Origin of the sequence: Mesorhizobium sp. WSM3860 (assembly GCF_002294995.1) — a bacterium.
In the GTDB taxonomy this organism is placed as follows: Bacteria; Pseudomonadota; Alphaproteobacteria; order Rhizobiales; family Rhizobiaceae; genus Mesorhizobium.
The window spans coordinates 18452-30267 of sequence record NZ_NSGF01000036.1 but is presented as its reverse complement, the minus strand read 5'-3'; the positions used below and the strand labels follow the sequence as shown (position 1 = coordinate 30267).

Sequence of the window (11816 nt, the reverse complement as noted above, 5' to 3'; positions counted from 1 at the left end):
GCCTGTCCGAAAGGACGACCAGGATCCACTCGGTCTCCTTCCCACTTCAACCATACACCGGAACCAACACACAGGATCCTCGGGTCAAGCCCGGCAAGCCCGAGGATGACGACCAGAGGGGTGTGGCACCTTTCAGCAGGCCGCTAAGCCCTAGCCCGCAGCCCCGGCGCTTCCTGGCCGGTCCGCGCCACATATTCGGTGTAGCCGCCACCATAGGTGTGGACGCCGTCGGGGGTGAGCTCCAGCACGCGGTTCGACAGTGCTGCCAGGAAATGGCGGTCGTGCGAGACGAAGAGCATGGTGCCTTCATATTGCGCCAGCGCCTCGATCAGCATCTGCTTGGTCGCCATGTCGAGGTGGTTGGTCGGCTCGTCGAGCACCAGAAGGTTCGGCGGATCGAACAGCATCAGCGCCATCACCAGCCTTGCCTTCTCGCCGCCGGAGAGCACGCGGCACTTTTTCTCGATCTCGTCGCCGGAAAAGCCGAAGCAGCCGGCTAAAGCCCTGAGCGGCGCCTGGCCGGCCTGCGGGAAATTGTCTTCCAGCGTCTGGAAGACGGTGCGTTCGCCGTCGAGCAGTTCCATGGCGTGCTGGGCGAAATAGCCCATCTTGACGCTCGGACCGCGCGCCACCGTCCCCTCGTCCGGCTCGGAGGCGCCGGCCACCAGCTTCAAAAGCGTCGACTTGCCGGCGCCGTTGATGCCCATCACGCACCAGCGCTCGCGGCGGCGGATCTGGAAGTCGAGGCCGGCATAGATCGAGCGGCTGCCATAGGATTTGTGGATACCCCTCAGCGTCGCCACATCCTCGCCGCAGCGCGGCGCCGGCTGGAACTCGAAGGCCACCGTCTGGCGGCGCTTGGGCGGCTCGACGCGGTCGATCTTGTCGAGCTTCTTCACCCGGCTCTGCACCTGGGCGGCGTGCGAGGCGCGCGCCTTGAAGCGCTCGATGAAAGCGATCTCCTTGGCAAGCATCGCCTGCTGGCGCTCGAACTGCGCCTGCAGCTGCTTGTCGGCCAGCGCCCGCTGCTCCTGGTAGAATTCGTAATTGCCGGAATAGGAGGTGAGCGCGCCGGCGTCGATCTCGATGATCTTCGCGACGATGCGGTTCATGAACTCGCGGTCATGCGAGGTCATCAGCAGCGCGCCGTCATAGTCCTTGAGGAATTTCTCCAGCCAGATCAGGCTCTCAAGATCGAGATGGTTGCTCGGCTCGTCGAGCAGCATGACCTCGGGGCGCATCAGCAGGATGCGGGCGAGCGCGACGCGCATCTTCCAGCCGCCGGAAAGTTTCGCCACGTCGCCATCCATCATCTCCTGGGAGAAGCCGAGCCCGTCGAGCACCTCGCGGGCGCGGCCGTCGAGCGCATAGCCGTCGAGCTCCTCGAAGCGGTGCTGCAACTCGCCATAGCGCTCGATGATCTGATCCATCTCGTCGGCGCGCTCGGGATCGCCCATGGCGTGCTCGAGCTCGCGCATTTCGGCCGCGACGGCGCTCACCGGGCCGGCGCCTTCCATCACCTCGGCGACGGCGCTCATCCCCTCCATGTCACCGACATCCTGACTGAAATAGCCGATGGTAACGCCGCGATCGACCGAGACCTGGCCCTCGTCGGGCTGCTCCTCACCCGTGATCATGCGGAAGAGCGTCGTCTTGCCGGCGCCGTTCGGGCCGACGAGGCCGACCTTCTCGCCCTTCTGCAGGGCGGCCGAGGCTTCGATGAAGACGATCTGACGGCCGTTCTGCTTGCCGATATTTTCGAGACGGATCATAGGGCGGTCCGGGAAACTGCGCTGAGATGGCGGGATTTGCCCGGGGGGCATACGCGAATGAGGGTGCGGAGGGAAGAGGCAGAAGCGCCGCATCCGTCGCTCGGCGATTCCTTCGAGGCAGAACCCGGCAGCGGTGAAATTGATTGGCGTCGCCGACAGATCGAGCGCTTAGTGCTGGAGCCAACCACTTGAAGGGCTCTGGCAAGGGAGGTCAACCATGGCCATGTACCTGACGCGCTTCAGCTACACGCCCGAGACCTGGGCGCGAATGATCGAAAACCCCGAGGATCGCCGCAAGGCAGCCAGCTCATACATAGAATCGGTGGGCGGAAAGCTGCACGGATTCTGGTACGCGTTCGGCGAACACGACGGGTGGAACCTGTGGGAGGCGCCGGACAATGTTTCGATGGCGTCCGTCGTGCTCGCCATCGGTGCCGGAGGGGCACTCAGCTCCTGCGAGACCACCGTCCTCCTCAGCGTCGAGGAGACGATGGACGCGCTGGGCAAGGCGAAATCGATCCGCTATCGGCGGCCGGGAACCTAGAGGCGAAAGCCGCCTCTCTGAAGTGCGTCACCTCGCGTCGTGGAAGATGATACCGAGCGTATGTCGCCTGCCCGAGCGCAGGCGGCTGACGCCGTGGCGCAGGTTGACGCGATAGTAACCTCGCGTGCCCTCCACCGGCCGGTTGTGCACGGCGAAGATCACCGCGTCGCCGCGCTTGATCGGCACCACCTCGGCGCGGCTCTGCATGCGCGGGCGCTGCTCGGTCAGCACGAATTCGCCGCCGGTGAAATCCTCGCCGGGCTCGGACAAGAGGATCGCCGCCTGCAGCGGAAAGGCGAGCGCGCCATAGAGATCCTGGTGCAGGCAGTTGAAGTCGCCGGGGCCGTATTGCAGCAGCAGCGGCGTCGGCTTGGTCTGGCCCTCGTCATGGCAGCGCTTGAGGAAGGCGGCGTGGTCGGGCGGGTAGCGCAACGCGGCGCCCATCTTCTCGTTCCAGTCGTTGGCGACGCCGGCGAGCCGTGGATAGAGCGCACTGCGCAGGCCCTCGATCAGGTCGGGAAGCGGATAGCGGAAATAGCGGTACTCGCCCTTGCCGAAGCCGTGGCGCGCCATCACGACATGGCTGCGGAAATGCTCCTCATGCGGATAGAGCGCGGCGATTTCGGCGCATTCCTCCGGCGAAAGCAGACCGGGCATGACAGCGCAGCCCTGCCCGTTGAGCTCGGAGACGAGCGTGCGCCAGTCCTGTGCTGCGACACGGGATTCGGCGGAGCGGCGTTTGGTGTTCAGGGAGTGGATGGTCATGGCCTGGCTCCTTTGATGTGATCAAAGTGGGGCGGAAGTGATGTGTGGGCCACCCGATTCCTGCGGAGACGAGTGAGATCGTTGGAGAAGCCGGCGGGACAGCGCCCCCCCCTCTGTCCTGCCGGACAGAGGGGGGCGCTAAGGAACTCGACCTAGGCTTTCAGCCGATACGCCTCCAGCTCCGGATCGAGGTCCACCCTCACCGCATTGGTGAAGACGCAGGTCGCCACCATGATGCCGGCGAAGGCGACGAGGTTGACGAGCAGCCTCTCCTCGTAGCGCGCCTTCAGCGCGGCCCAGGTCTCGTCGGGAACGGCATTGGCGTCGGCGGCGAGCGCCCTGCCGAAGGACATCAGCAGCGTTTCGTCGGCGCTGGGTTCGATCGCTTCGGGATCGAAGCCGCTGTCGATCAGCGCACGGCGGAAGAAGGTGACCGGGATCTCGGCGCGCATCGTCTCGGCGATCACCTTCGAGAACAGCCAGATGGCGCGGTCGTCGAGCGTCGGACGCAGGAGATCGCGCAGCGTGAACCATTCGGCGTAGATGCGGTGCGCGGCCGGCGAGTGAAGCAGGATGCGCTTCATGTTGGTCATGCGGCCGCGCAGCGCAAGCTCCCGGTCGTGCTCGGCGCGGATTTCGTCGGAGGCGGTCGCATAGTCGATCGCAGAAAGATGCGCCACGGCCCTCACCCAAGCGTCGCGTGCAGCGCCGGCGCGCCGCGCAGCGTGTTGGAGACGGTGCAGATCGTCTCGGCATCCTCGACGATGCGCTGCTTCGTCGCCGCGTCGAGATCGCCGGCGATCTGCAACCTGATGGTGAACGTCTCGACCCGCGACGGCTCGTCCTTCGCCTTCTCGCCGCCGACATCCGCCCTTACTTCGCCAAGCCGGTCGGCGACGCCGAGGCGGGTGGCCGCGATGCGGGCGCTGAGCACCATGCAGGCGGCCAAGGAGGCATAGAGCAGGTCGAGCGGGTTGAAGCCCGGCGCGCTGACCGACGTCACCACGTCGACCGTGCCGCCGGTTGGCGTCGTCACCGCCGGCAGGCCGCCCGGCGGCAGGACGGCGGAGGCGCCGGTCGCACGGGTTCTGATCTTCAGCTCGCTCATCGAATGTCCTTCGTCCGGTTTGGAGGCCATTGATAGCGGACGGGAATTTATCTCGGCAACCATCCAGGGCGCAGCTGCAGTTCCCTTCGGACGCCGAGATGTCCGTAGAAGGGCTGATCTGCCGCGTTCCGGCTTGGCAATTTGGCTTCGCCAGTCGACAATCCGTGGCAATGCGCTGCTGGGCCAATGGCAAACGGGACAGAGGGTCATGACACCACGGAAATTTGCCACGCTCGCCGCTGTCGCCGGCGCCATCCTTTGGCCCGCCGCCGGCCAGCCGGCAGATGGCGTCCATCCCGGCCCGATGTCACGAGCGCAAGCCTTCGCACGCGCCGAAGCACTGACGTCGCTCGGGCGAAAAATGTTCCTCGACCCATCGCTGTCGGCTTCGGGCAAGCAGGCCTGCTCGTCCTGCCACGATCCCAGCCACGCCTTCGGTCCGGCATCCGCCGCGCCGGTCGAGATGGGCGGGCCGAACCTCGACCGGCCGGGCCTGCGCGCCGTGCCGTCGCTGCGCTACCTGCAGGCGGCGCCGGCCTTCACCGAGCATTTCTATGACTCCGAGGACGAGGGCGACGAAAGCGTCGACAACGGCCCGACCGGCGGATTGACCTGGGACGGGCGCGCGGACCACGGCAAGGACCAGGCGAGGATCCCGCTGCTGTCGCCCTTCGAGATGGGCAACAAGGACGAAGCCGCCGTGGTCGCCGCCTTGCGCAAAGCGCCCTATGCCGATGCGTTCAAGGCGGTGTTCGGCGCGGATGTGTTCGACCATCAGCAGGATGCCTTCGACGCGGCGGTCGAGGCGCTCGGCACCTTCGAGCAGAGCAGCGCCGATTTCTATCCCTATTCCAGCCGCTACGACGCCTTCCTTGCCGGCAAGGCGCAGCTGACCGCGCAGGAGCTGCGCGGCCGTGCGCTGTTCGAGGACGAAAGCAAAGGCAATTGCGCGAGCTGCCATCTGAGCGAGCCCGCCAATGACGGCGAGCCGCCGCAATTCACCGACTACGGCCTGATCGCCATCGCCGTGCCGCGCAACCAGGCGATCCCGGCCAACGCCGATCCCAACTATCTCGACCTCGGGCTGTGCGGGCCGCTGCGGGCCGACTTCAAGGGCCGGAGCGAGTATTGCGGCCTGTTCAAGACGCCGACGCTGCGCAATGTCGCGCTGCGCAAGAGCTTCTTCCACAACGGCTACGTCCACTCGCTGCGCGAGGCCGTCGCCTTCTACGCCAGTCGCGACACCGATCCGGGCCGCTGGTATACGAAGAACGCGGACGGCACGGTCAAGAAATTCGACGATCTGCCAAAAGCTTATTGGGGGAACCTCAACACGGACCCGCCCTTCAACGGAAAAAGACCCGGCGACAAGCCGGCGCTGACCGACGACGAGATCGACGACATCGTCGCCTTCCTCGGCACGCTGACCGACGCCGACCAGGCGGGGCAGTAAGGGCGGCTGAAGGCGCACCGCAGACTTCCCCGGCCAAAAAATCGGTGGACGCCTCTTGTCACAGGGCCGCCGGAAAGCATCTGCTACACTAGCATCTCGTCAGAGCGGGGGCTCGAATGAGATTCGTAGCGGTGCAAGAGCCGCCTCATCATAGCTGGGCGGTGATTGACATGGGCAGTGACAAGCCCGCCGAGCATGCCGGGCGCGTGCTCATCGGTCTCACGTCGCACGAAGCCCGGCGGTTCACGGCCGCGGCCAACGATGAAGCGGGGTATCGGGAGACAAACGCATTGCTTCCGAAGCCAGGCTAGTAAGGCAGAGCTTCGACAGTTCACCATGCCGCCAGGAAAATGGCGGGCGAACAAGCGCTTGAGTCGGGGCGCTGCCGGATTGATCGGGTTTGTCGCCCGGAGCAGTTCACCGTTTGACGGAAACGGCAACCGCTCCGCCGCATCGTTTTTCCGCACCGGAGGACGGTTTCACGCTGTTCCTGGAATTGCTCTAGCCGGCGCGTAGCGGTTCACCACCATGCCGCAGGCATAAGCTTTCGAGCCGTTGAGCTTCAGCCTGGCGAAGCCGCCCTGATCGAAGATGCGGAGGCCTGCGCCCAGCACCGCCGGATTGATGAAAAGCTGGAACTCGTCGACCAGCCCGGCGGCGATCAGCGCCGAGGCGAAACCGGCGCCGCCGAAGACGGCGATATTGCCGCCCTCGCCCGCCTTCAGCGCATTGATCTCGCGCGGCAGATCGCCCATCGCGACCCTGGTACGCTCCCACCGCGACGCCTTCAGCCTGTCGCTCAGCACCACCTTGTCAGCTGCGACGATACGCTGCGCGAAGGCATAGAAGCGGTCTTGCGGAAATTTCTTCGCCGCATTGCCCCAGTGATTGAGGTAGCCCTCCTCGGCCATCTTGCGGCTGAGCAGAATCGTGTCGACGGTTTCGAACACGGCATTGAAGTCCCGTTTGAGTTCGTCGTCCCAGTCGCTCTCGTCGCCCCATTCCCAAAGCTGCCAACGGCGGTTTTCATCGGCGCCGACGAAGCCGTCGACCGACATCTGCATTTGCAGGATGAGCTTTTTCATTGCGCGGTCCTCTCGCATCTCCAAAGATGGTTTAATTTCGAAATCATTTGACGCGCACAAGGAACGATGTCAATTGTAAATTGCTTTTAAAACGGAACCAATTTCATGTCGACCAAGGAAAGGTCCGGCTGCCCGATCAGCCTGTCGCTCGAGCTCATCGGCGACCGCTGGACGCTGCTCATCATCCGCGACCTGGCCTTCGCCGGGAAAAGGCATTTTCGCGAGCTCCTGCAGTCGGACGAAGGCATCTCGTCGCGCACGCTCGCCGAGCGGCTGCAGACCCTGGTCGACGAAGGCGTCCTCACCCGCAGCGACGACCCGACCCACAGGCTGAAAGCGATCTACCGGCTGACCGAGGCCGGCATCGACCTGCTGCCGATACTCGCCACGCTTGGCGCCTGGGGCAGCAAATATCGAAAAGCGGATAAGGATTTGGCGCGGGTTGCCAAGGAGCTTGCGGCAGGCGGCGAGCCGGCGCTGGAGCGGATGAAGAAGAGCTTGAGCAAGGAGCATTTGGGGTAAGGCGTTCCCAACGCCACCAATTGCCCAAAGTCGAGTTCTGCGGATCGTGGCGTCGATAAGTGCCTGTCAGCAGGTTCCGTTTCCAGTCTATGCTCCCCTGCGCTAGACTCCGCCTGAACAGGATCGACCGCCATGATCGTCCAGGCCTGCATCAACGGCGCCCGCGCCGCGGATTTCCACCCTGCCCTGCCGCTCGACCCGGACGCCATGGCGCGCGACGGCGCCGCCTCGGTTGCGGCGGGTGCCGCCGAACTTCATCTGCATGCGCGCGGCGCCGACCGACAGGAAAGCCTTGCCCCGGAAGCGATGGAGCGGACAGTGACGGCGCTGCGCCGCGCCTGCCCCGGCACGCTGATCGGCGTTTCGACCGGCGCCTGGATCGAGAAGGACGACAGGCGCACCCTTGCGGCCATCGCCGGCTGGCATGAGCTGCCCGATTACGCCTCGGTCAACCTCAGCGAGGCGGCGGCGCCCGAAGTAATGGAGGCCTTGCGCGACCGCGGCGTCGGCATCGAGGCCGGGCTGGCCTCGATCGGCGATGCGCTCAGGCTGGCCAGCCTCGATCATGGCCGCCGGGTGCTGCGCGTGCTGATCGAGATTTCCGAGCAGACGCTGGAGGAGGCCCTTGCCGTCGCCGACGGCATTGAAAAGCTGCTGCAACGCGAAGGCATTCACCGCCCGATCCTGCTGCATGGCGAGAACGCGACCATGTGGCCCTTCATAGAGCGGGCGGCGGCGCGGAAGTTCTCGACCCGTGTCGGGCTCGAGGATGGCAAGGAGTTGCCTGACGGGACGGTGGCGGACGGGAATGCGGCGCTGGTGGAGGCGGCGCTGAAGATTTATCGCAGGGCGTGACTGGTTCCTCGCCCCGCAATGCGGGGAGGACCCAAGCCCAAAACTCAGCCGAACTTCGTCAGCGGCTTGGCGGTTATCTCGACCCATTCGCAGCGCCGGCTACGGTGGTAGAAGGATTGGAAGGGCGGCGGGAATGACGGGTCCGCGAACGTCCCTACCGGAATCGCAGTAAGGCCGGGCTGCGTGTCGATGCGGTAGTGCACCGTGGTCCCGCAATCCGGGCAGAAGCTGTAGGTTATTCGCCCGCCCAACTCGCCGGTGCGCGTGAACTGCAGCGCGCGCCCCTCTATCATCACATCGGCCTCGGCAAAGCGCACATTATAGCTGAAGGCGCTGCCTGTGCGCCGCTTGCAGTCGAGGCAATGACACACCGAGATGCGCACCGGCTCGCCCGCGCAGGTGGCCGACAGCTGGCCGCAGGAACATTCGGCGCGTCGCGTGACCATGCTGGCTCCTTTCAACCGACGGTTCCGGCACCTTATGCAGTTCGGCGGCGTGGCGAAAGCACCTTCCGGCCGCGCGTCGCCTACCCCTGCCAGGCCGTCAGATCCGCCAGTATCCGCGCCTTCACCGCCGTGTCGGCATAGCTTGCATGCACCGATGTCGCGGCGAGCTCACGGATGGTTTCACTGTCCCAGGCGAAGGTCTCGGCGCAGGCGGCATAAGAGGCTTCGAGCGTCGTGCCGAGCAGCGCCGGATCGTCGGTGTTGATGGAGACGGCAACGCCGGCTTTGCGCAGCGCATCGATCGGATGCTCGGCAAGCGAAGGATAGACGCCGAGCGCGATGTTGGAGATCGGGCAGACGCCGAGCGGAATCCGCCTCTGTGCGAGCAGGTCGACCAGAGCCGGCTCCTCGATCGCCCGCACGCCATGGTCGATGCGATCGGCGCCAAGCAGTTCGATGGCGTCGCGAACGCCCTCGGGACCGCTCGACTCGCCGGCGTGGACGGTGCGCCGCAATCCGGCAGTGGCGGCGCGGCGGAACGCCTCGGCGAAGCGCGGACCGGTGCGGCCGGCAGCCGCCTCGTTGCCGTCGATCGAAAGGGCCACGACGCGCGGGTGCCTGATCCTGCTCAGCAATTCCACCAGCTCGATGGCGTCCTCGGCCGACTGGGTGCGCAGCAGGCTGATGCAGAGCCCGACCGGCGGGTATCCATCCTGCTCGGCCGCCGCGAATCCCGCATCGAAGGCGTCGATCATCCCGGCGATGTTCCGCTGCCAATGCGGCCAGTGGGTCGGGTTGACGATGACATCGGCGTAGCGCACGCCGCTCTTGGCCATGCGCCGCGCAAATTTATAGGCGGTGACGGCCAGCTGCTCGCGCGTGCGAAACGTGCCGCACAGCCAGTCGAGCATTTCGAGGAAGCTCTTTAGATCATGCGCCTCGAAGAGCCTGTCGCGCGGCGCGCGCAGCGGAATGCCAGCCTCCTCGCAATTCCTGATCACGTCGTCGGCCTCGAAGCAGCCCTCGACATGAATGTGCACTTCGGCCTTCGGCAACCCGATATAGTCGGTCAATGAAGCCTCCCGAGCTTTGTGGCCGCATCAAATCACGAAAGGCGAGGTCGAGGCTTCAAGAAATGATTGAAAGATCTGTGTGTCATGACAGTCAATCTCCTCCTTTGCGGGGGGATCAGCAGCTTCGGCCTCACTGCGTGTCCGCGTGGGCTCTCAGCTCGGCGCGCTTTTCGTCCGACACCACCGCCAGATCCAGCACCTTCTGCAGACCGGCGGCATGGCGGAAATTCGGCTCGGCCTGCACGCCGCTTTTCACCGCCTCCACGAAGCGCTGGTAGTTGGTCGGCACGGTGCCGGCGTCGAGCTCTTCCCACTTGGCGTCCTCGACATTGGCACCGATGCAGCCCTTCAACATCGAGCCGTTGAGATTGTGCACCACCTCGATGCCGCCCTTGTCGCCATAGATGCGCAGCCTGAGCTCGTTGAGATGGCCGCTCGCCCAACGGCTGGCATGCACCACGCCGAAGGCGCCGTTTGCGAAATCGAGCGTCATGGCGAAGCTGTCATTGGCGTCGAGCTGGTAGTCGCCGATGCGGTTGCCCGGCGCCTTGTCGAAGGCGCGCAGCCGGCAGAATACGTGGTCGATATCGAGGGCGGCGCCATAGCTGGCGAAGTCGAGGATGTGGATGCCCACGTCGCCGAGCACGCCGTTTGAACCGTGGCCGCGCGAGAGCCGCCAGAGCCACTTGGGGTCGCTTCGCCAGTCGCCCCAGAATTTCGATACGAGCCAGCTCTGCAGATAGGAGGCCTCGACGTGGCGCACCGTGCCGATCTCGCCGGCCTGCACCATTTGCCGCGCCTTCTGCAGCGGAGCGACATTACGGTAGGTGAGGTTGACCATGTTGACGACGCCGGCGGCTTCCGCCGCATCGGCCATCTCGCTTGCCTTGCCGAAATTTTCGGCCAGCGGCTTTTCGCAAAGCACCGGCTTGCCGGCGGCGATCAGCGCCATGGTGGTCGGGTGGTGGATGCGGTCGGGCGTGACATTGGCGACCGCGTCGAAACCGCCCCAGTCGAGCGCCGCCTCCAGCGAGGTGAAGCGCTTCGGGATCTTGTAGGCGTCGGCGTATTCGCCGACGCGGGCCGGATCGACATCGACGGCACCGACGATGTCGACGCCTTCGATGGTGCCGAAGCGGCGTGCATGCTCCTGCGCCATCCAGCCGGTACCGAGTATCAAAAGCCGCATTTTGCTCCTCCAGAGGAATTGGTTCGATTCAATGATATGACGCGGGCGCTCTAGCTGTTGTTTTTACGCAAATCCCAGACGGAAAACGCTTTAGCGGAAACCAGCCTCGCCGGGCGGATGCAGCTTGCCGCCGCGTTCGACGATTGGCTCCAGCGCCTTCGCCACCGGCACGTTGGGTGCTTTGAGAATGGCGGAGTTCCTGCCCTGCGGGTTGTGCGCCCAGTTCACTGCGTTGCGCAGCACTTTGTGCACGGTCGCGTCGTGATAGGTCGGATAGGTCTCGTGTCCAGGACGGAAGTAGAAGACATTGCCGGCGCCGCGCCGGTAGGTAAGGCCTGAGCGGAACACCTCGCCGCCCTGGAACCAGGAGATGAAGACTGTTTCCAGCGGCTCCGGCACGGCGAACTGCTCGCCATACATCTCCTCGTATTCGAGCTCGAAATACTCGCCGATGCCTTCGGCGATCGGGTGGCTGGGACTCGTCACCCAGAGCCGTTCGCGCTCGCCCGCCTCGCGCCATTTCAGCGTGCAGGGCGTGCCCATCAGCCGTTTGAAGATCTTCGAGAAATGGCCGGAATGGAGCACGATCAGCCCCATGCCTTCGAAGACGCGGCGTGCGACGCGCTCGACCACCTCGTCGGCCACCGCGCCATGGTCCTTGTGACCCCACCAGACGAGCACGTCGGTCTCGGCGAGGCGGGATTCAGGCAGCCCATGCTCCGGCTGCTCCAGCGTCGCGGTCGAGGCGGAGATCGCCTTGTCGGCGTTGAGCGCGTTGGCGATGGTGGTGTGCATGCCTTCGGGATAGATGCCGGCGACCACCTCATTGGTCCGCTCATGGATGTTCTCGCCCCAGACGACAGCGCGAATTGTCATGGATTGCCTCGTGATGGTGAGAGGGTGGAGCCGCCCGGCGCAATAGATAGCGTCTTCGGCCGGCATTGGAAGCGGTTTTTGCCCTTCGCTTCGCTGCACATGACGCACAGCCCGAAGCATCGTTCGCG

General features: G+C 65.0%; 13 protein-coding genes. 4 read left to right on the top strand and 9 right to left on the bottom strand.

Features of this window, described 5'->3' with window-relative positions; genetic code table 11:
• Positions 1-143 precede the first annotated feature (143 nt).
• Positions 144-1772, bottom strand: a complete 1629-nt coding sequence (locus tag CK220_RS30210) for an ABC-F family ATP-binding cassette domain-containing protein (protein WP_095815012.1) — start codon at positions 1770-1772, stop codon at positions 144-146.
• A 217-nt stretch (positions 1773-1989) separates the two neighbouring features.
• On the opposite strand from CK220_RS30210, the gene CK220_RS30205 reads away from it, so the two are divergent.
• Entirely contained in the window at positions 1990-2316 is a 327-nt protein-coding gene (locus CK220_RS30205) for a GYD domain-containing protein (RefSeq protein WP_176479264.1), read from the top strand.
• A 27-nt stretch (positions 2317-2343) separates the two neighbouring features.
• On the opposite strand, the gene CK220_RS30200 is transcribed toward CK220_RS30205, so the two are convergent.
• The 3 genes from CK220_RS30200 to CK220_RS30190 form a co-directional block, all read right to left on the bottom strand.
• Positions 2344-3081 (bottom strand): 2OG-Fe(II) oxygenase, encoded by a 738-nt coding sequence (locus CK220_RS30200; RefSeq protein ID WP_095815010.1) that lies wholly within the window; start codon positions 3079-3081, stop codon positions 2344-2346.
• Positions 3082-3233: 152 nt separating this feature from the next.
• Positions 3234-3761: a hypothetical protein gene (locus tag CK220_RS30195; protein WP_095815009.1), complete on the bottom strand. Its 528-nt coding sequence runs from the start codon at positions 3759-3761 to the stop codon at positions 3234-3236.
• A 5-nt stretch (positions 3762-3766) separates the two neighbouring features.
• Entirely contained in the window at positions 3767-4189 is a 423-nt protein-coding gene (locus tag CK220_RS30190; protein WP_095815018.1) for an OsmC family protein, read from the bottom strand.
• Between the two features lie 208 nt (positions 4190-4397).
• Here CK220_RS30190 and CK220_RS30185 point away from each other — a divergent pair, with 208 nt between their 5' ends.
• Entirely contained in the window at positions 4398-5642 is a 1245-nt protein-coding gene (locus tag CK220_RS30185) for a cytochrome-c peroxidase (protein WP_095815008.1), read from the top strand.
• A 479-nt stretch (positions 5643-6121) separates the two neighbouring features.
• Here the strand turns inward: CK220_RS30185 and CK220_RS30175 are convergent, their stop codons facing one another.
• Positions 6122-6727 (bottom strand): dihydrofolate reductase family protein, encoded by a 606-nt coding sequence (locus tag CK220_RS30175; RefSeq protein ID WP_095815017.1) that lies wholly within the window; start codon positions 6725-6727, stop codon positions 6122-6124.
• A gap of 105 nt (positions 6728-6832) precedes the next feature.
• Here CK220_RS30175 and CK220_RS30170 point away from each other — a divergent pair, with 105 nt between their 5' ends.
• Positions 6833-7249: a helix-turn-helix domain-containing protein gene (locus tag CK220_RS30170; protein ID WP_095815006.1), complete on the top strand. Its 417-nt coding sequence runs from the start codon at positions 6833-6835 to the stop codon at positions 7247-7249.
• A 132-nt stretch (positions 7250-7381) separates the two neighbouring features.
• Positions 7382-8104 (top strand): 3-keto-5-aminohexanoate cleavage protein, encoded by a 723-nt coding sequence (locus tag CK220_RS30165; RefSeq protein WP_095815005.1) that lies wholly within the window; start codon positions 7382-7384, stop codon positions 8102-8104.
• A gap of 44 nt (positions 8105-8148) precedes the next feature.
• Here CK220_RS30165 and CK220_RS30160 read toward each other — a convergent pair whose 3' ends face one another.
• The 4 genes from CK220_RS30160 to CK220_RS30145 all read right to left on the bottom strand — a co-directional run bounded on the left by CK220_RS30160 (position 8149) and on the right by CK220_RS30145 (position 11688).
• Entirely contained in the window at positions 8149-8550 is a 402-nt protein-coding gene (locus tag CK220_RS30160) for a GFA family protein (protein WP_095815004.1), read from the bottom strand.
• Positions 8551-8630: 80 nt separating this feature from the next.
• Positions 8631-9623, bottom strand: a complete 993-nt coding sequence (gene add, locus CK220_RS30155; RefSeq protein ID WP_095815003.1) for an adenosine deaminase — start codon at positions 9621-9623, stop codon at positions 8631-8633.
• Positions 9624-9753: 130 nt separating this feature from the next.
• Complete coding sequence (locus CK220_RS30150) at positions 9754-10812, bottom strand: Gfo/Idh/MocA family oxidoreductase (protein ID WP_095815002.1); 1059 nt, start codon at positions 10810-10812, stop codon at positions 9754-9756.
• Between the two features lie 90 nt (positions 10813-10902).
• A complete protein-coding gene (locus CK220_RS30145) occupies positions 10903-11688 on the bottom strand; it encodes a ThuA domain-containing protein (RefSeq protein ID WP_095815016.1) in 786 nt (261 codons plus the stop codon).
• Positions 11689-11816: the final 128 nt, after the last annotated feature.